We start from the raw sequence: 19234 nt of genomic DNA, 5'->3' as shown, positions 1-19234 counted from the left end.
CCCTGTGGATAACTAGCCAGGGAATGCCGCCACCATGAACATAGAACTGCTGATCGCCGGTATCGTCGTGCTGATTATTGTCGTCGGCCTGGTCGGTTGGCTGGTGGGGGTCTATAACGGCCTGGTGATGCGGCGCAACGATGTGGATAAAGCCTTCGCCAACATCGACGTGCTGCTCAAGCAACGGGCTGACCAGATTCCCGACCTGATGCGCGTGGTGCAAACCGCCATGAACCATGAGAACGCATTGTTCGCCCGCCTCAGCGACGCCCGTAACGCCTACCTCAACGCCAGTAGCCTCACCGATAAGGTCGACGCCGCCAACCAGCTCAATACGGCGCTCAAGTCGGTGATTGCGGTGGCCGAAAATTATCCGACACTGATCTCCGGCCCCAACATGGTCGAGTTGCAGCAGGCGATCTCGGCGGTGGAAGAACGCATCGCCGACCGCCGCGAGTTCTTCAACGAGTCGGTCAACCTCTACAACATCGCCATCGCGATTTTCCCTGATCTGTTCTTTGCCAAGATGCTCGGCTACCAACGTATCCCGCTGCTGGCCATCAGCGCTGAAGAAACCCGCTACGAGGGCGTGAAGCTTGAGGTGCCGGGGGCATGAAAACCACTCAGGCGGGCGTTATCGCGAAAAAGCCGGCTTGGAAAACCCTGGTGGCACTGGTCTTTCTCACCGGCTTCATCGGCCTGATGGTCTACGCGCCGACGATCCTGGTGGCGCTGTTTTTTCCCGTCTGCATCCTGATCGGCCTGCTGGCCAGCTTTGGCCCCAACTTCTATCGCACCGAACAGCGCCTGGCCACCAGCCAGATACGCTCTTTGGCCATGGGCCTGGTGGAAGTGAACGGCAAGGTGATCGTCGACACGCCGCTGATCTCTCCGGTCAACGGCAAACCCTGCGCCGGCTATGTGTGGATCATTGAGGAAGGCACCAAAGACAAGGACGGCGATTGGAGCTGGAGCCAGGTGTCTGCCGAGGCCCGCTGCAATGACTTCCGCCTGCAGGACGCCACCGGTGAAGTGACGGTGATTGCCGAAGGCATCGACCTGTTCGGCAAGAAGCGTCCTGACGAACATGAGCTGATCAGCAACTCCCGCCGCCAGGGCGAACTGCTCCTCACCCAGGACATGCAGGTGATGCTGATTGGCGACGCCGGCGAGCGTGACGGCAAGACGGTGATTGCCCAGGGCCGGCAACGGGACGCGGTGTTCGGCCTGGCCGAGACCAAGGAGGTGGAAAACCGCCGGGTGCTGGCGCCGCTGTGGCGCGCCGGTGGTTTCTACGCGGTAGTGGTGGGGTTGATCGGTGTTGGCATCATGGCCATGACTCCGGAGCATTTTGCCCAACTGCATTTGCCGGGACCCGCCACCTATCAGCAAATGGCGACCCTGAATCCGTTCTATCGATTCCTGGCCTGGTTGTACCGTGACAACGGCTTCGTGATTCCTTTCATGGCCGCGTTCGGGTTCTTGCTGTCGATGTTTGTGGTGTTGCTTGCACTGCGACTCTTGCTGCCCAAGGGCATGCGCCTGGCGGTAGGCCGTGTGCTGGGCGCCTGGATGGGTTTGGGCATGGTGATTGGCGGCGTGGTGACCTTGTTGCTGGTGGTGGCCCAGGTGGACACCATGAAGGTGTTCCTGGTGTGGATGATGATTCTGCTGGGCACCCTGGTGTTCTCGATCTTTGAGCAACGCAAGCTCGGGGTGGCGTACAAGCATTTTACAAAAGACGCAGGCACCGCCCGTTTCGGCGACGAAGACGCCTGATCACGGCACGAACTCCACCTTCAAGCCCCGGCTGGCGCTGCGCCCCTGATCATCTGTGACCCGCAGCCGGTACTCCCCCGATTTACCCGGCCGCCAGTTCAGCGTGGTTTGTGGCGGGCCCTGGCCGATCAGGGTCTGGTCGGCAAACCAATACAGCGTCAGCGCATCACTGGCCGCGTTGGCGTTCAGCGGAATGCTTTCCTGGGGCTGTGACAGGCGCAGGTGGTAGCTGACCTGGGTCAGCGGCGAACGGATCTGCGGCGCTTCGCTCTGGTCGCCGATTCGATTGGGTTGGCAGCTTTTCTGCACATTCGGTGGCGTGCGCCGTGGCAGCCCGGCGGCGCGGAACAGCCGCTGCACATCGCTGGGCCAGAATTCGAAGACTTCTTCACGGGTGTACTGCGGGTCGAACGGCGGGCACGCGGCTTTGCCGGTGCGGGTGTCGATCAGCACCGGGCGGTGAAGGTTGGACACGCGAATCGGTGACACGCCGGGGATGTACCAGGTCTTGCGGGTGCGCGGGCACCAGCGGTTGGGCAACTCGCCGGAAGCGGCGCAGACATCGATGCGGATCAGCCCGGCGGGTGGCTTGTCGGCTTTGATCACCACGTTGGGCAAGGCCAGGGGCAGGGCGTCGGCGATGCGGAAAAATAGCGGTGCGGCGGTTTTCGCGCCGATGAATTCCGGATTCGGACGGCCGTCAAAGTTACCTACCCACACCACCAGCACGTACGGGCCTACAAGGCCGGCGCTCCACGCATCGTGAAAACCCCAGGAGGTGCCGGTCTTCCAGGCCGTGCGCCAGTGGCGTCCCGGCAACCCGTCCGGGCGCGGGTTGCGCCGCAGCATGTCGCGCACCATAAACGCAGCCTGCGGGGTGAGTAGCGGGGCGCCGGTGGTTTGCGGCTGCTCCTGCAAGTAGCGCAGGGGCCGTAAATGCCCGTCACCTGCCAACATCACATACAGCCGCGCCAGCTCCTCGGGCGTCATCTCGCCGCCGCCCAGGGCCAGCGCCAAGCCGTAATGGCTCTCGCCGCGCAGGCCCTTGATGCCCGCGCGTTGCAGCAATCCGTAGAGTGACGGCGAGCGAGTTTGGCTGGCCAGCCAGACAGCCGGAATATTGCGGCTGCGAATTAGCGCGTCGCGGGCGGTCACCGGGCCGACAAAACTGCCGTCGAAGTTTTCCGGCTGGAAGTAGCCGAAATTACTCGGCATGTCCTTGAGGATGCTCATGGGGTGGATCACCCCTTGGTCCAGCGCCAGCCCATACAGGAATGGCTTGAGGGTAGAGCCCGGCGAGCGTCGCGACAGCACGCCGTTGACTTGGCCATGGATGCCTGTGGATAAGTAATCCGCAGAGCCCACCAGGGCTTTCACACTCTGGTCGCGGCTGTCGACCAGGATCGCCGTGGCGTTTTCCACACCGCTGCTGCGACGCTCGGCAATGAAACCGGTGATCAGGCGTTCCAGTAATTGCTGCAGCGGCAGGTTGAGGGTGCTGTTCAACTCGTTGCCGGTTTGCGAGGCCAGCAACTGTTCGCTCAGGTGCGGCGCCAGAAACGGAATCTGCTGGCGATTGCGGGCTTCCAGGGGCAGGTCCAGCAAACTGTCGTTACGCGGGTCCTGTGGATAAGTTTCCCGCCAGTCCGCCATCAGCCGCTGCCGGGCGGTTTGCAGCGAGGGCCCGAAGCGTGCGCGGCGGCCGGGCTGTTGGGGAATCACGGCCAGCGCCAGCGCTTCAGACAACGACAATTGCGCTGCGGACTTGCCGAAGTAAATCCGGCTGGCCGCCTCGGCGCCTTCGATATTGCCGCCCATGGGCGCCAGGTTGAGGTAGGCCTCCAGAATGTCGTGCTTGCTGTAACGTGCCTCCAGCCACAACGCCAGGGCCATCTGCTCCAGCTTGCCGGGTACCTGGCGAGTGTTGAGATCCCACAGGCGCCTGGCCAACTGCATGCTCAAGGTCGAGCCGCCCTGACGCTGGCCACCGCTGTAGGTGGCCATGGCCGCCCGCAGCAAGGCCGGGGGATTGATCCCCGGGTGCCAGTAGAAATTGCGGTCCTCCTTGAGCAGCAGCGCTTCAACCAGTGACGGAGAAATCCGCTCCAGGGGTAGCCACAAGCGATATTGCCCGTCAGCCGCCAGGGTCATGCGCAGCAGCGAACCGTCGTCGGCCAGCACCACCCGTGAGGAGGTGGCGGCCTGTTCCAGCGGTGCATGGGGCCACAATCGCAGCCCCGCCAGGATCAACGCCGCTGCCAGCAGCGGCGTCAGGCGTTTAAGGCTTGGTAATTTCAAGCTGGCCTACTTTGCCGCGTCCTTGCAGGGTGGTTTCGTACATGCCCTCGGCGTAGGCCGGTGGCGTATTGAAGGTACCGGCGTTGGTGGCGCGCACGCGGTACACGAAGGTGCCTACATCCCGCAGGGCGGTGCCGTACAACACCACTCGGTCATCGCGCACGTCGACGTAGTCCGGCTGCCAGTTGCTCAGGTCGGTCTCGCCGATCGGCGCTTGCCAGGCGTCGGCTTCCTCGGTGTCTTCGCTGGTTTCAACGTACTCCGAATCGTCACCCTCGCTTTCCTCGCTGCTGGCCGCTTCCGGCTCCGGCGGCAAGTTATACACAGGCTCGACGCCGCCCGGCAGCAGGTCGACCACGGCCACTTGCTGCACCTGATCACGGTCGGTGGCCCGCAAGCGCAGGCGCACCAGGAACTCATCACCGACCGCGACCTTGCTGACCGGATTGCCTTTGAGGTCGAGGTATTCGTGGATGACTTCCAGGCCGTTGTTGATCGGCTTGAGGTTGGCGCCCTTGTCATAGCCGGCTTCGCTCAGCATGTAGAACGCCGCCGGGCCGTCGGATTTTTCCATCTGCAGTTTTTGCGTACCGGCAGGCACCGCTGCACGTGGCGGCTGGCCGGCCATCTGCAACAACTGTTGCTGCTTGTCGCTGAGCCACGCGGTGGCCTTGAGGGTCATGTCGCTTTGGGCGCGCTGGCCATAGTTGTCCAGGGCCCGCAGCAACAGTGCCGCCGACAGCGAGTTGTAGCGTTGCTCGTTGAGGCGCTTGCCGAGTTTATCCAGCAGGCTGGCCGGCACATCGTCGAGCAACTCGGGGAAGTGCCGGGCGAGCAAGTGCAGGTGCTCGGCGTCGTGCACCAGCGGGTCGTAATACAGGCCGTCGCTGTCCCATTTATCCGACAGGGAAAGCCATGGCACCTTGCGGAACAACGCATCGGCCTGACGATCCTGCTTGAGCAGCTTGTAGCTGGCGGCCAGGTACGCGGCGCCAATGTCGTTCTGCCAGGTGTCCTTGAAGTAGCTTTCATAGCGCTCGCGGATATCGCTCAAGGCGCCGCTCACCAGAATCCCCTGACGGCTCAACAGGTAACTGGCGTAGGCGCGGTTGCGCAATTCCGACAGGCCTTCGCTCGGGCCGTTGGCCAGGTCGGTGAGGTACGCGTTGGAACGTTGCAGCAAGTCTTCCGGCACCGGCAACCCGCGTTCCCGGGCTTCGATCAGGAAGTCGGTGGCGTACAGGCTGGCGTACGGCGCCACGTCCGGGTTGGCCGCCCACAAACCGAAGCCACCGGCCTGGTTCTGCCGCTGACGCAGCATGCGCACCGCGCCGCTGAAGGCCTGCTCGGCCTCGGGTGCGTTACCGCCCCAGATCAACGCCGGCATGGCCTTGGACACCAATTGCTCGGTGCACGCGTAGCCGTAGTCATCCAGGTAATGCTTGAGGCCATTGGCCCAGACCAGCGGCGAAGCGGCGACGCCCAATTGCACATCGCGCAACTGGCCGAACAACTCACGGGTCGGCTTCACCTCTTTGCTGGCGCTGTCGAAACGGCCCAGGCTCAGGGCCACCCGATGCTCGCTCAATGGCCGGATCGACGTCGTTTCCGCCACCTGGATCCGCTTGCCATCCGGCAGCACCGCGACGAAGCGCAAGTCTGCCGAGCCGAGGGTTTCACCGACCTTGATCTTGAACTCGGCGACGCCTTCCTTGCGCGGTTGCAGCGCCAGGGTGCTGGCCTTGTCGCCCTGCACCTGCAAGCCATCGCTGGTCTGCACTTCAAACTTCACGTCGGCTGCGGCTTCCAGGTTGCTGAACACCCCGGCGCTGACACTGAACACATCCCCCGGTGCGACAAAAGCCGGCACGTTCGGGGTGATCACCAGCGGCCCGCGCACTTCGGTGTTGGCCTCGCTGACGCCTACGCTGTCGCTGTCCACGGCCACCGCAAACAGGTGCAGCTTGCCGTTGAAGCTGTCCGGAACCTGGTAATGCAATACGGTTTCACCGGCCGGCAAGTCCACCAGGCCAGACCACCAGGCCACTGGCGGCTGATGTTTACGCTTGAACGGGTTGAGGTGGTTGGCCAGGGCGCCTTCGGTATCGCCACCGGGCGCTGCCCCACTGAGCAGGCGGCTGAATTCCGGCAGGATCAGGTCAAGGATCTGACTGGTACCCACCTCCAGCGCACGCTTCTGGAAGAAGAAGCCCAGCGGGTCCGGCGTCTGGTAGCGCGCCACTTGCAGGATGCCTTCGTCCACCGCGTAGACCACTGCGCGGCCAGGGCGGTCGGCGTTGACCTTGATGTCCAGGGTCTGCCCCGGCTCGATCTTCGCCGGGCCTTCGACTTTCAGCGCCATGCGCCGCGCGTCCAGGTTGATGCTGAACGGCACCACGCCGTAGGACAGCGGGCTCATGTAGACCTCGGACGAGCCGATGTCCCGCACGAACTGCACGTTGACGTAGGCATTGCCCTCAAGCCCCGCAGGAACGCGGATGTGTTGCACGCTGTTGGTGCTGTCGGCCTTGAACCACTGCTGGGTGTAGACCTTGTCCCGCTCGATGGTGATCAACCCGGCACCGGTATACGGCGCGCGAATGCTGATGGCGATTTCATCACCGGTGGCGTAGCTGCGTTTATCCAGACGCAGTTGCAACTCGGCATTGCGCTCCAGGGAGCGCGAGGTATTGCCCCGGCCGGCCACGCTGTAGTCGATCTGGTTCAGCAGGTTGCCGTTGGCGTCTTTCAGTTGCAGGGTGAAATCGCCCGGGGCGCCGGTGTTCAGGGTTTGCTTGGCGCCGTCCTTGGTCATCACCAGCGGCGAGGCCGGCTGGCTGATGTTCTTGATCCGCGACTCGTATTTGTAGGTGCCGTTGGACTGCTTCACCAGCACCGAGACGTAGCGGTGTTCGACCACTTCACTGGTCAGGCCGTCGACTGCGACCGGCGTGAGGTCTGGCGCGACGGCCAGCCATTGCACCTCACGCGGGGCGTCCTTGGCGACGAACGACAGCGAATCCTTGCTCTTCACACCCACCAGGTACGGCGCCGCCGAGACCAGCAACGCGCTTTGTGCGGCGACGTTGCGACCGCCTTCGGCTTCGTACACCTGGGTCATCACTTGCAGGCGGTAGGTGCTGTTGGCAAAGCGTTGCAGGTTCAGGTCGAGAACGGCCTGGCCATTGTCGTCGACAGTGGTTTCGGCCAGGTCTTCGGAACTGGCTTCTTCCAGCGAGTCATTCAGGCGGAAGCGGTAGTCCGGGTAGCGATCAAAAGCCGCAAGCGTCGGGCTCAGGGACATTTTTGCCGTGACACGACGGCCCGCCGCCGGCGCGCCGAACAAGTGCATGGCGGTGACCTTGGCCACCACCTGGTCCGGCGGGATCCAGCCCGGCACTGGCGTGTCGTGCAGGCTCAGGCTGACCTTCATGCGGTCCGGCTCAAAGTCGCGGACCTTGAAGCTGACGCTGCCCAGGTCCGTGCGTCGCTGCTTCTCGCCGATCAGTTGCAGGGTCGCGGTGTAATCGCCGGAAGGCGCCACTTCGCTGCTCGGGAAATCAAAGGTTTCAAAGCCACTGGCGGAGAGCTTCAGTGGCTGGCGAATCACCTCCAGGCCACGTGGGTCGGTGATTTGCAGTTCCACCGGCAGGCCTTGCAGCGCGCCTTTCCAGTCGCCGCTGCGCACGATCATGCCCAGGTGCGCGGTTTCGCCGGGTCGGTACAGGCCACGGTCGGTAAACAGGTAGGCGCTGAGGCGATTGATCGCACCGTCTTCTTCCAGGCCGCCGACATCAAAGCGCGACAAATCCAGCTGCTGGGACTGACGGGCAATCGGCAGGAACGATTGGTCATTGCCGCGACTGACCACATACATCAGCGGAGTTTTCTCGCGGCGCAGTTCGTCCAGCTTGGCAAAGTGCGCATGGCCTTCGGCGTCGGTATGGCCGCTGGCGACCGGCAAACCGTTGCGCCCGATGATATCGACCTGGGCGTCGGACACCGGCGAGCCGTTGCCGATGGACTGTACGTACACGTCGTGGCTGCCATCGCTGGAGCGCTTGGCGATGATGCCCAAGTCGGTGACCACGATAAAACGCAGGTCGCTGATGGTGTTGCGCGAGTATTCGAAGGTGCGATCAGCCGGGTCGTCCTGCGGGCTCAGCTTGAGCACGAAAATGCCCCGGCGACCGCCGTTGGCCGTCAGGTAGTTGCTCAGGTCGACGTTGTCGTAGACAGTTTTGGACGGGTCACCAGCCGACAACGGAATGTCCAGGCTCTGACGCTCCACCATCCGGTCGAAGTAGTCATTGGCAAAATTCGGTCGGGCAAAGCTGCCGCTGCTCTGGTCCACCAGGTGTTGCAACTGGTTGGGCAGCAGACGGGCGATTTCCACATGGGCGCCGGGCACGCCACGGGCCATGAAGCCCAGGCGTTTTTCGCCGGTGAGGCTGAGCAGGGCGCCGTCGGACAGGAACTGCAGCGTGCGCGGATACGCCGGCATGCTCACCAGGGAGGCTGTCGGGTTTTTCGCCAGGTAGCCGCCGATGGCTTCCAGGTTGGCCGGTACCCGCACATACAGGGCGCGGCCAGGCGGGGCCTTGAATTTGAAGGCGTGCAGGGTATTCAGCGGTTCGACGCTCGGCACGTGGGTCAGTTTGACCTTGGTGCTGCTCGCCAGCAGCTTGTCGTCGATGTCTTGCAGGTTCCAGGGCCGGGTATCGTCCTCGGCTTTTTCCGGCAGCATCCAGGCCTGCACCTTGTTGGCGATGGTCTCGTCGGCCACGGCGCTGGAACTGCTGAACATCAGCACCGGCTCGGGCTCGCCGCGCTCGTTGTCGACAAAGCTGACTTCGGCGCCGGTAAAGGTCAGGCGATAGCGGCCGGGCACGGTGACTTCGGCCACCAACGGTGCAGCGCTGGCGTTGCCGCCGTCACGGGCCTTGAGGCCTTCATCGAGCTTGGCACTGACCGGGGTGCTTTCCAGCGGCGTGGCCAGGGCAGCCGAGCGCACAAAGGCGTTGAGCTTGTGTTCGTCGAAGGTGACTTCCGGGCGGTTGGGCAGTTGCGCGTCGCGGTAGGCCAAACCTTTACCCAGGGTGACCGAGGCGCGCTTGCGTACGCTGTCTTCGTCTACCGGGTGGGAAAAGTGGAAGGTCGCGACCAGCTGTTTCTGCGTCGGGTTGCTCGGGTCCTGGTACAGCTCGTTTTGCGCCAGGGTGGCGCGGAACGGCTGGGTGGAGAATTGGCTGCTGTATTGGCTCAGCAGTACGCCGTCGGCCAACAGGTTCTTTTTGGCCAGGTCGATGGTGTAGTGGGCGTCGACGGGCCAGTCTTTTTCCGGGGTGAACACCAGGCTGCGGTCATCCGCCCAGCGCCAGGCGCCGGCGATGGCAGGCTTGAGGGTGATGCCTTCGGTGACCGGCTTGCCAATGGCCGCCAGCGGTGCCACGGATTCGGCGAAGCGTACCTGCAAGTTATCCACAACCGGCTGCGGCTGGGTGTAATCCGTCAGGTTGGGCTTGTGCAGCGAATAGCCCACGGTGTGGGGTTGCGGCAAGTGGGAATACCAGTGCCAGCCATACACGCCGGCGGCCACCAGCAACACCAGGGCCAGGACTGCGCCGGCCGCCTGGCGCGGATAAGCCCGGGCCTTGTGGCCGACGTTGACCAGGCCGTTCCCCGTGGCTTGCAGCCAGCGCGGCGGTTGCCACTGGCCGAACAGGCTGCGCGCCAGCCATCGGACGGCGTTGAACAGAACACTCACCACTGAGATCAAGGCCCCGAAAAAACGGCGGCTGGTCGCTTTTAACGAATCAAACATGGTGAGCATCCCTGGCAATGTGTCGCGTATCTTACACGTCTCTTTGATACAAAAGATGACGGCAAATGCGCCGCAAAGCTCAGGCTTGCTGTACGAAGGTGAGGCGTATCGCAAAACCGATCAAAAGGCTGCCAAACAACCATTGTTGCAGGCGCTGGGCCGACGGGCTGCGTTCCAGCCAGCGGCCGATGCTGGCACCGGCCAATCCATAGCAACTGTCGAAAGCCAGGCCGACCGCCACCAGAATCGCGCCTAACAGGGCGAACTGTGCCGTCACCGATGGGCCGTGTGGATCGATGAATTGCGGCAGCAGCACAGAGCAGAACAGCAGCGCCTTGGGGTTGAGCAGGTTGGTCAGCAGGCCGCGCTGGAAGGCTCCGCGCCAGGCGTGGGCCGGTGCGGTGCCGTCCTCGGTGTTCAGGTTGGGCAGCAGGTTGGCGCGCAGGCACTGCACGCCGATCCACAGCAGATACGCCGCACCGCCCAGGCGCACCACGTCGAAGGTCCAGGGCGCGACCTTGAACAGCGTCGCCAGGCCCATCCCTGCCAGTGCCACATGGCAGGCCCGGGCGACGCCCAAACCGGCTGCGGTTGCCAGTGCCATCGCCTTGCCTTGGCGTGCGCCGGTTTGCAGCAACAAAATCATGTCCGGGCCGGGCAACAGGTACACCACCGCCAGCGCGACTAAAAACAACCAGAGTTCTGCCATGTGCCTGCCCCTTGTGGTACGTGATTCGTAGAGCAATTTTAGGGGCGAAGGCCGGGGCAGGTGCTTGCGTAGTCAGCTGGAAAAGCGTCTAGTCTTGGCACAATCTGCCACTTATGTTGGGCGAAACACTTCACTTATGCCAAATCTGAAACTGGATGCGTTTGACCGCAAGATTCTTGAAGCCCTGCAACGGGATGGCCGCCTGAGCAATGTGCAACTGGCGGATGAGATAGGCCTGTCGGCTTCACCCTGCTTGCGGCGCGTGCGCCTTCTGGAAGAAGCGGGCGTGATTCGTGGTTACCAGGCGAGTCTTGACCGGGATGAAGTCGGGTTGGGGCTGACGGTGTTTGTCGGGGTGAAAGTGGAGCGGCATAACGACGAACAGGCGGAGGCGTTTCGGTTGGCGGTGACGGCGCTGCCCCAGGTGATTTCGGCGTTTCTGGTGTCGGGGGAATCGGACTTTCTGCTGCAGGTGGTGGTGCCGGACTTGCGCGGGTATGAGCGATTCCTGACCGGGAGTTTGTTGAAGTTGCCGGGGGTGAGTGATATCCGCAGCAACTTTGCGATTCAGACGGTGAAGACGCCGGGGGCGTTGCCGTTGGGGCATCTTCCCAATTAATGATCGAATTGCGTTGGTGAGGAGCACTTTGTGGTGAGGGGGCTTGTCCCCCGTTGGGCTGCGAAGCGGCCCCAATAAGGTCACCGCGCTTTTTCAGACGGAACCGCATCACCCGTTTTGGGGCTGCTGCGCAGCCCAACGGGGGACAAGCCCCCTCGCCACAGGGGTTGCGGGTACTTGGGGTGAGGGGTGGGGCTCAGGTCCACCAATAGCGCACGAGATGAAAGAAGATCGGCGCCGCAAAACACACGGAATCCAGCCGGTCCAGCATCCCGCCGTGCCCTTCGATCATGTGCCCCCAATCCTTCACGCCCCGGTCGCGCTTGATCGCTGACATCACGATCCCGCCGGCAAACCCCAGCAGGTTGATCAACAGCGCAATCAGGAACGACTGCCAGGGATTGAACGGCGTGGTCCACCACAGCGCCGCACCGATCAGCGATGACAGCAGAATCCCGCCGACAAAGCCTTCCACGGTCTTCGACGGCGACAGGTTGGGCGCGATCTTGTGTTTGCCGAACAGCTTGCCGCACACGTACTGCAGCACGTCCGACAGTTGCACCACGATCACCAGGTAGGCGATCAGCAGCAGGTTGCGGCCTTCATAGCCGACGATGTCCAGGGTCAGCAGCGCCGGCACGAAGGACACGCAGAACACCGCGATCATCAACCCCCATTGCACCTTCGATGCCCGTTCCAGGAAGTGCGTGCTGTCGCCGCCCAAGGACGCAAGGATCGGCAGCAGCAGGAACACGTACACCGGGATGAAGATCGAGAACAGCCCGTACCAGTCGAAGTAGATCAGCAGGTATTGCAGCGGCAACGCCAGGTAAAACGCCGCTACCAGTGCCGGATAATCGCTGCGCCGGGTCGGCGTGAGGGTGAGGAATTCCCGCAGTGCATAGAACGACACGGCGTAGAACAGCAGGATCACCGCACCGGTGCCGAGCCAGAAGGCCATGCCGATCACCACCACCATCACCCACCAGGCATTGATGCGGGCGTTGAGGTTGTCGATCACCGCGTTGGGCGTGCCACGGGTGCGCAGTTTTAGGATCAGGCCGATCAGTGAGGCGAGCACCAGGATCGCGCCGATCCCGCCGAACAACATCAGGGTTTGGCTATCCATGTCAGGAATGCTCCGGGGCGAGGGCGAGCAGGGCGTCGCGGGCGCGGGCGAGGAAGAGTGCCTTGTCTTCACCGTCCTCCAGTTGCAGCGGTGCGCCGAAGCTGGTGGTGCACAGCAATGGCAACGGCAGCACGCGGCCCTTGGGCATGACCCGGTTGAGGTTGGCGATCCATACCGGGATCAATTCCGCTTGTGGATAACTCTTGGCCAGGTGATACAGGCCGCTTTTGAAGGGCAGCAGGCCGTCTTCCAGGTTGCGGGTGCCCTCGGGGAAGATGATCAGCGAGTCGCCGTTTTCCAGGGCCTGGAGCATCGGTGCCAAGGGGTTATCCACAGGGTCCTTGCGCTCGCGGTCGATCAGCACGCCGTTGAATACCCGGTTGATGATGTAGCGGCGCAGGGTGCTTGTGTTCCAGTAGTCGCTGCCGGCCACCGGGCGTGTGAATTTACGCAGGTTCTGTGGCAGCGATGCCCACAGCAGCACGAAATCACCGTGGCTGCTGTGGTTGGCGTAATAGATGCGTTGCACCGGCACGGGCGCACAGCCAAGCCACAGGCTGCGGGCGCCGGTGACGGTGCGGGCCATGGAGGTAATCAGGGTGGCGACCACGGGTTCGAACATGAGGATTCCTTATCCGGCGAAGGGCAGCCAGGGGCTGGCCAGGATGACGGCCACGGTCAGCATCACTTGCGCCGCCAGCAGGTAGGCTTGCTTGCGCAACAGTTTCAGGGCGCCGCGACGGCGTTCGGTCCAGGGCCGGCCCGCGCGTTTGGCGGATTGCAGGCCGAGGGTTTGCATGGCCTGGTCGAAGTCGGGTGTACGGTCGGTGTCGCGGGCGAGCAGGGCGAACAGGTCGGCGTCGAAGGCCACCCGCAACGCCCAGTATTTTTGCAGCAGCCCGAGCACAATCATCCACAGGCTGAGGATCAGGCAGATTGGCGTGATGCTGGCCATCAGCAGTTGTGCGAGGCCGAACAGCACGCCGAGCAAGGTCAGGCCTGTGGATAACTGATCCAGGGAACGACCCCGGCGCAGCAGGCTGGCGACGACCTGTAATTCCATGTCAGCGGGCATGGGTTAAACCCTCCAGGGCTTCACGGTGAGCGGGATGCAGGACCACACGCGGGCGTGCTGTGTGAATAATAGCCACCGCCTCGTCGACATTGGCTGCGCGCCCGGTGTGGAGCAGCCAGGCGGCCACGGCGGTGGCGCTGCGCGAGTAACCGAGGGCGCAGCACACCAGCAGCGGCCCGGCTGAGCGTAGGCGTTCAATGGCCTGGGCAGCTTCCAGGCATTGCGCCGCAGTAGGTGCCGTGAGATCGAGAACCGGCAGGCTGTAATAGGCGCGGCCCTGTGGATCAATCGGCAATTCGGCGCACAGATCGACCACCGCTTTGAATGAGTCCAGCTCCCTGGCTGTGGGAATTCGCCCCAGCCACACGTTATCCACAACCTGATCGGGCTGTGGATGTTGACGCGTCCACAGGCGGGAATTGATCCAGGCTGCTGCCAGATAAGGCGCAAACAACCAGCGCGCCGCCGGAGTGAGTCGCCCGTCGGCGCGCTTCTGAAAGCCCGAAACGCCCAGCACCAGATAATTCGCCTTCATCAATCCAAGGGAAACCGCCGGCCAAAGCAGCCACAACCAGCCGCCACCGAGGCTGAACGCCAGGATCAGACACACCAAAGAACCGAAGCCATAGCGCAACCCCAGCCGCCAACGCTGCCGGTCCCGGGTCAGGTGGGCATTCAGCAACGGGCTCGGATGTTCCAGCGGCCACAGCCACACGCACAGCCAGCCGGCGAGGGCGCCTGTGGGTAAGTCGATAAAGTGATGTTGATAAGTGGTCAGCACCGAAAGGCCGATCAACGCGAACCAGCCATGCACCAGCCAGCGCCACAGGCCCCGGCTATGCCGCTGGTACATTATCCACAGCACCACCAGCAGGGCGATGTGCAGCGATGGCGCCTGATTGAACGGCTTGTCGAACCCGGCGAGTACCGCAAACAGCCAGCCGAATACGCCATCCAGCTCCGGGCGTTCGAAGGTGAAGCGCAATGGCCAGATCAGGAAGCAGGTGACTGCAATCACCTGGGCCGTCAGCAGGCGCAGGGCATGCTGTTTCAGCTCATGGCGCGTACTGGGCAGCAGCAGGGAGAAACCGTAGAGCAGGTCAATCGACCAGTAGGGCACGATGGTCCAGGCCCAGAACGGGATATGGGTTTCCCAGCCGAACACCAGGGTGCCCACGTCGCTGCGCTGGCTGGTGACCCACGTGGCAAAGCCGTAGGTGCTGAAAAACAGCGGCGCCAACAGCAGCAGCCACAGCACCGCCGGTTTTAACAGGCCCGGTTCACGCATGGGTCAGACCCGCTGTGCCAGGGACACGCTGAAAATCCCCCATTCATCCACGCGTTGGGTGATCTTGCGGAAACCGGCAGCTTCCACCAGTTGATCCATTTCCGCCTGGCTGCGCCGGCGCATCACCCAGGCCTGCCCCTGACGGTGGCTGGTGAGGGCGCGGGCGATCAGTTCCAGTTGCGGGTGCCACGGTTGGCCGGTGTACACCAGATAACCACCGGGCTCCACAGCTTCGGCCAAACCGGCGAGCGAGCCACCGACCATCGCGTTATCCGCGAACAATTCATACAGCCCGGACACCACCGCCAGCGTCGGCTTGGGCTCAAGCGCCGCGAGGTCTTCCCGGTCAAACGCATCGCCTTTGACGAACCGGGCGATGTCTCCCAGGCCTTTCTCACGAATCAGTGCTCCACCGTCGCGCACATTGATGTCGCTGTAGTCCCGCAACAGGATCGATTCCGGCAGCGGCGAAACGCCCTGCAAGGCTTCCAGAATGTACCGACCATGCCCGGCGGCGATATCGACGATACGCACCTCGCGAGACTCCTCCCGCAGCTTGCCCATCGCCAGGCGCAGCAGCTCTTCCACGTTCAACTTGCGTTGGCGAATACCGCGCCAGCCGATGGAGTTGAGGTAGTTGGTGTCGATCATCCGCCCCAGCCCGCCTTTGCCGGTGGGCGTGTTGCGGTACACGTAATCCAGGGTGCTGCCGGAGTCGAAGCCGGTGTCGAAACCGAGCTTCACGCCATCCGACAGCTTGCTGCCCAGGCCCATGCTGGCACGGGTCATGCGCCAGTACAGGTCGCGCAGCGAGTTGCGGGGCAACGGTGCGGCCAGGGATTCGGATTCGGCGCAGGTCAGGCCAATTTTGTCGGCATCCAGCAAGTTGGCACGGTCCAGCGGGTGCTCGAAGTTCTGCAGGATAAAGCGCCGGGCGCTGTTCAAGGCCACGGCGCGGTCACGTTCACCGAGGGTGTCGTGGAAGAAACCGGGCAGGATGTGCAGTTCTTTCTTCAGGCTGCCGAGGCGGTCGAAAAACTGCTGCTGGGGTTTGCGGTGCACCACAAAGTCCGAGCCGGAGATCAACAGTTGGGTGGGCACCTGGATCGCCTGGGCATCGGCTACAACCCGGTCGGCCGCTTCGTACAGGCCCAGCAGCACATTCACCGAGATGGCTTTGGTGATCAGCGGATCAGTGTCGTAGGACGCCACGCGCTCCGGGTCATGGCTCAGGAACTTGGCCTTGACGTAGCTGTTGACGAAAAAGTTGCCGCGAAACCTGCGCATCAACCCCAGGCCCGGTCGGGCGAAGGGCACGTAGAGCTTGACCTTGAACGCGGGGGAGGCGAGCACCAGTGAACGAATCTTCGGCGCGTAGTCGTGCACCCAGGTCGCCGCGATCACCGCGCCGACACTTTGGGCGATCACCGCGAGGTTTACTTCCTCGATGCTGTAGGTGGTGCCGATATGGTCAACGAAGGTCTGCACATCCCGGGCGCTGGTGGCGAAGCTGGGGCTGTCGCCGCGTTCGCCGGGGGATTGGCCGTGGCCACGGGCGTCCCAGGCGAAGAAGTCGAATTCGGGCAGGTTGAGTTCGTCCACCAGGTGGGCGATACGCCCGGAGTGCTCATGGCCGCGATGGAACAGCACAATCGCCTTGCGCGGCGCAAAGCCCGCCGGTGCGGTGGCGGGCCAGTGACGGTAGAAAAGCGCCACCCCGTCATGGGTGCTGAAGGTGTGCTCTTGCTGTTCGCGCATCGCAAAATCCTTATGCAGAAGGGGAGGTTTGTTCTTCTTTGAGGCCTTGGCGCACGCGGTTGACCAGGGTGTAGGCCAGCAAGGCCGCGACCAGCCACATCACCGCATCGACCCAACCGGCACCGAGCCAGCCCAGCGCCACACCGGTGGCCAGCACGCCGAGCACAAACGCCCGGTCACTCTTGCCCATGGGCCCGTCGTAGCGCCGCGAAGCCCCGACCATCGGCCCGAGCACGCCGGCGTACTCGCTGAACACCGCCAGCAGCGTCACCAGCAGCACCGGCGCCAGGCTGACTTCGGGGATCAGCGCAAACGGCAGGATCAGCGCGCTGTCGGCGATCACGTCACACAGTTCATTGAGGTAGGCGCCGAGTCGCGACTGCTGGCCGAATTCCCGGGCGAGCATGCCGTCGATGGCGTTGAGGGCCATGCGCAGGATCATCCACAGCGGGATCAGCGCAAACAGCCACACATGTTGCGCAAAGCCGGCGATCAGCAATCCCACCAGCAGGGAAACCACCCCGGCGAGCACGGTGATCTGGTTGGCGGTGGTACCGTTGTCGTAGAGGCGCTGCACCAGCGGGCGCAGCAGGTTCTGAAAACGCGGTTTAAGCTGATAGATCGAAATCATGGGGAGTGACGCTTCCTTGTCCGTAAGCCCGCGAAAAACTGTGGGGAGTGTGCCGATTTATCACGGCTGAAACCAGTGATGGCTCCTGTTTCTGGGGGGTTCGTCACTATCCCTGTGAAACCAAACAAAAATTTCACGCGCCGGGTTATAGAGTAACTAATTGTTTCTGGGTGGGCGTTTGGGGATGCGAGTGGATCTGGACGCTGATGACGTGGCCATCGAAGGGCTGCCGCGTTTTCAGCAAGGGTTGTTTCATGCCCGCCGTTTAAGGCAGGCCGGCATTGGCCTGACGGTGCTGGCGGTCGGCGGCTGGATGCTGGCCCTGTTTGTGGCGCTGTTCGCTCCGCTGTCGATCTGGCCGGTAGTGTTGATCAACTGTGCCTCGGCGTTGCTGGTGCTGGTGGCCGGTTTGCAATCGGCGTGGTGGGTCGCCGATTGGCGGGCCATGGCGCTGGAAGAGCCGGCGGCACTGCTGATCGAACAGCCGCTGCCACAGGAAGAACCTGGCTGGCTTAACCGCTTGTTCGGCCGTGTCGGTAGCGGCTTGCTGACGCAGATCGGCGCGCCGGTGTTTTGGCTGTGCGGCTGGTCGTTGCTGGCGCTGTTCAGCGTCCTGGAGTTCTGGAACCTGACATTGCCCGCCGCAGCGGTGGGCCAGGCTGCCAGCGTGGGCGCGGCTATCGCTCTGGCGCTGGCGTTCGGATTGCTGGTGTTTGAACGGCGCATGGCCCAGGAAAGCACCGCCCAATGGCCGGAAGCGGCGCAACTGGCGCAACTGAGCCGGGTGGCGATTATCTGCCTGGTGATCAGTGCGATTTGTCTGTTGTTTGCCGGTGAAGAGTCCGTGTGGCCGTTACGCCTGGCGGTGTTGATCGGCCTGTTGCCGGCCCTGGTGGCGCTGGAGTTTCTGTTACGCGGCCTGCTGTCGCTGTTCAGCCCGCGCCAGGAGCGCCTTGAGCCACGGCTGATGGCGCAGAGTTTTATCGCCGGGATGCTGCGCTGGCCGCCACAACCGTTGCTCGCTTTGCAGCACGAACTGCACAACCGTTTCGGCATCGACCTGCGGCAAATCTGGGCCTTTACCTACATGCGCCGGGCATTCCTGCCGGTGCTGGTGGTGGTGCTGGCCGTAGGCTGGTTGCTGACCGGTGTGCATGAAGTCGCCCTGCAAAGCCGTGGGATTTATGAACGCTTTGGCAAGCCGGTCGAGGTCTTCGGGCCTGGCCTGCATGCCGGTTTGCCGTGGCCGCTGGGCCGCGTGCTGAACGTGGAAAACGGCGTGGTCCATGAGCTGGCCACCAGCGTTGGCGAAGCGGCGGCCACCGACGTCGCGCCCGCTGAAGGCCCGGCGCCGTTGATCGCCAACCGCCTGTGGGACGCGAGCCACGTGAATGATAAATCCCAGGTGATCGCCAGCAGCAGCGGCGACAAGCAGAGCTTCCAGATCGTCAATATGGATGTGCGCTTCGTGTACCGCATCGGCTTGACCGATCAGGCCGCGCTCGCGGCCACCTATAACAGTGCCGATGTACCCACGCTGATTCGCAGCACCGCCAGCCGTATCCTCGTCCACGAATTTGCCTCGCGCACCCTCGACGAATTACTCGGCGAACAACGCAACAGCCTCGCCGATGAAATTGGCCAAGCGGTGCAAGCGGACCTGAAAAAGCTCGACAGCGGCGTAGAAATTCTCGCCACCGTGGTGGAAGCCATTCATCCGCCGTCCGGTGCGGCCAACGCCTACCACGCGGTGCAGGCCGCACAGATCGGCGCCCAGGCGCTGATCTCCCGGGAGCGCGGCGCTGCCAGCGAGCAGACTAACCAGGCGTTGCTGCAGGCCAGTACCGCCCGTGACCTGGCCCAGGCCACGGCCCATGAGGTCGGTGCTGGCGCCAAGGCCGCAGACCTGCGCTTCAGCGCCGAACAAAAGGCCTACCAGCAAGCTGGCCAGGCGTTTGTGCTGGAGCAGTACCTGAGCCAACTGAGCCAGGGCCTGGCCCACGCCAAATTACTCATTCTTGATCATCGCCTGGGCGCCAGTGGCGCACCGACCATCGATCTGCGTTCCTTTACCTTACCGGCCGACCCTGCGGTGCCGCGTAAAGCCGTTCAATAAGGAGTTCA

General features: G+C 63.1%; 13 protein-coding genes. 4 read left to right on the top strand and 9 right to left on the bottom strand.

Translation table 11 applies throughout. The features are described 5' to 3' along the window. The first annotated feature begins 34 nt into the window (after positions 1–34). Positions 35–616, top strand: coding sequence for a LemA family protein (locus P3C29_RS05690; protein WP_275964066.1), 582 nt, complete (start codon positions 35–37; stop codon positions 614–616). Continuing rightward, the gene (locus P3C29_RS05685) at positions 613–1779 is read left to right on the top strand and encodes a hypothetical protein (RefSeq protein ID WP_275964065.1); all 1167 of its coding nucleotides are present in this window, start codon (positions 613–615) and stop codon (positions 1777–1779) included. Before P3C29_RS05690 ends, P3C29_RS05685 begins: the two co-directional genes overlap by 4 nt. On the opposite strand, the gene pbpC is transcribed toward P3C29_RS05685, so the two are convergent. From pbpC to P3C29_RS05670, 3 genes are all read right to left on the bottom strand, one after another. After that, the gene (gene pbpC, locus P3C29_RS05680; protein WP_275964064.1) at positions 1780–4077 is read right to left on the bottom strand and encodes a penicillin-binding protein 1C; all 2298 of its coding nucleotides are present in this window, start codon (positions 4075–4077) and stop codon (positions 1780–1782) included. After that, complete coding sequence (locus tag P3C29_RS05675; protein ID WP_275964063.1) at positions 4058–9901, bottom strand: alpha-2-macroglobulin; 5844 nt, start codon at positions 9899–9901, stop codon at positions 4058–4060. Before P3C29_RS05675 ends, pbpC begins: the two co-directional genes overlap by 20 nt. A 79-nt stretch (positions 9902–9980) precedes the next feature. Next, the gene (locus P3C29_RS05670) at positions 9981–10610 is read right to left on the bottom strand and encodes a LysE family translocator (protein WP_275964062.1); all 630 of its coding nucleotides are present in this window, start codon (positions 10608–10610) and stop codon (positions 9981–9983) included. A 145-nt stretch (positions 10611–10755) separates the two neighbouring features. On the opposite strand from P3C29_RS05670, the gene P3C29_RS05665 reads away from it, so the two are divergent. After that, positions 10756–11229 (top strand): Lrp/AsnC family transcriptional regulator, encoded by a 474-nt coding sequence (locus tag P3C29_RS05665; RefSeq protein ID WP_029615789.1) that lies wholly within the window; start codon positions 10756–10758, stop codon positions 11227–11229. 196 nt (positions 11230–11425) lie between these two features. Here the strand turns inward: P3C29_RS05665 and P3C29_RS05660 are convergent, their stop codons facing one another. The 6 genes from P3C29_RS05660 to P3C29_RS05635 are packed head-to-tail and all read right to left on the bottom strand — an operon-like array spanning position 11426 to position 17110. Continuing rightward, a complete protein-coding gene (locus P3C29_RS05660; RefSeq protein ID WP_275964061.1) occupies positions 11426–12358 on the bottom strand; it encodes a phosphatidate cytidylyltransferase in 933 nt (310 codons plus the stop codon). A 1-nt stretch (position 12359) separates the two neighbouring features. Further along, entirely contained in the window at positions 12360–12980 is a 621-nt protein-coding gene (locus tag P3C29_RS05655; RefSeq protein WP_201125756.1) for a lysophospholipid acyltransferase family protein, read from the bottom strand. A 9-nt stretch (positions 12981–12989) separates the two neighbouring features. Then, positions 12990–13433: a hypothetical protein gene (locus P3C29_RS05650; protein ID WP_275964060.1), complete on the bottom strand. Its 444-nt coding sequence runs from the start codon at positions 13431–13433 to the stop codon at positions 12990–12992. Then, positions 13423–14721 carry a phosphatase PAP2/dual specificity phosphatase family protein gene (locus P3C29_RS05645; RefSeq protein WP_275964059.1) on the bottom strand — a complete coding sequence of 433 codons (1299 nt, stop codon included), beginning with the start codon at positions 14719–14721 and terminating at the stop codon, positions 13423–13425. Before P3C29_RS05645 ends, P3C29_RS05650 begins: the two co-directional genes overlap by 11 nt. A 3-nt stretch (positions 14722–14724) precedes the next feature. Beyond that, on the bottom strand, positions 14725–16479 hold the full coding sequence (locus P3C29_RS05640; RefSeq protein WP_275964058.1) for a bifunctional alpha/beta hydrolase/class I SAM-dependent methyltransferase: 1755 nt from the start codon (positions 16477–16479) through the stop codon (positions 14725–14727). Between the two features lie 10 nt (positions 16480–16489). Next, positions 16490–17110: a CDP-alcohol phosphatidyltransferase family protein gene (locus P3C29_RS05635; RefSeq protein WP_201125752.1), complete on the bottom strand. Its 621-nt coding sequence runs from the start codon at positions 17108–17110 to the stop codon at positions 16490–16492. A gap of 184 nt (positions 17111–17294) precedes the next feature. Here P3C29_RS05635 and P3C29_RS05630 point away from each other — a divergent pair, with 184 nt between their 5' ends. Then, positions 17295–19226, top strand: coding sequence for a protease modulator HflK (locus tag P3C29_RS05630; RefSeq protein WP_029615788.1), 1932 nt, complete (start codon positions 17295–17297; stop codon positions 19224–19226). The last annotated feature ends 8 nt before the right edge of the window (positions 19227–19234 follow it).

Origin of the sequence: Pseudomonas sp. 1912-s (assembly GCF_029269205.1) — a bacterium.
GTDB lineage: Bacteria > Pseudomonadota > Gammaproteobacteria > Pseudomonadales > Pseudomonadaceae > Aquipseudomonas.
This window is presented reverse-complemented; position numbering and strand designations above follow the sequence as displayed.

Excerpts from the sequence above, each read along its gene's own strand:
- P3C29_RS05690 (WP_275964066.1), top strand. The coding sequence starts at position 35 with ATGAACATAGAACTGCTGATCGCCGGTATCGTCGTGCTGATTATTGTC.
- P3C29_RS05685 (WP_275964065.1), top strand. The coding sequence starts at position 613 with ATGAAAACCACTCAGGCGGGCGTTATCGCGAAAAAGCCGGCTTGGAAA.
- P3C29_RS05675 (WP_275964063.1), bottom strand. The coding sequence starts at position 9,901 with ATGTTTGATTCGTTAAAAGCGACCAGCCGCCGTTTTTTCGGGGCCTTG.
- P3C29_RS05670 (WP_275964062.1), bottom strand. The coding sequence starts at position 10,610 with ATGGCAGAACTCTGGTTGTTTTTAGTCGCGCTGGCGGTGGTGTACCTG.
- P3C29_RS05660 (WP_275964061.1), bottom strand. The coding sequence starts at position 12,358 with ATGGATAGCCAAACCCTGATGTTGTTCGGCGGGATCGGCGCGATCCTG.
- P3C29_RS05655 (WP_201125756.1), bottom strand. The coding sequence starts at position 12,980 with ATGTTCGAACCCGTGGTCGCCACCCTGATTACCTCCATGGCCCGCACC.
- P3C29_RS05650 (WP_275964060.1), bottom strand. The coding sequence starts at position 13,433 with ATGCCCGCTGACATGGAATTACAGGTCGTCGCCAGCCTGCTGCGCCGG.
- P3C29_RS05645 (WP_275964059.1), bottom strand. The coding sequence starts at position 14,721 with ATGCGTGAACCGGGCCTGTTAAAACCGGCGGTGCTGTGGCTGCTGCTG.
- P3C29_RS05640 (WP_275964058.1), bottom strand. The coding sequence starts at position 16,479 with ATGCGCGAACAGCAAGAGCACACCTTCAGCACCCATGACGGGGTGGCG.
- P3C29_RS05635 (WP_201125752.1), bottom strand. The coding sequence starts at position 17,110 with ATGATTTCGATCTATCAGCTTAAACCGCGTTTTCAGAACCTGCTGCGC.
- P3C29_RS05630 (WP_029615788.1), top strand. The coding sequence starts at position 17,295 with ATGCGAGTGGATCTGGACGCTGATGACGTGGCCATCGAAGGGCTGCCG.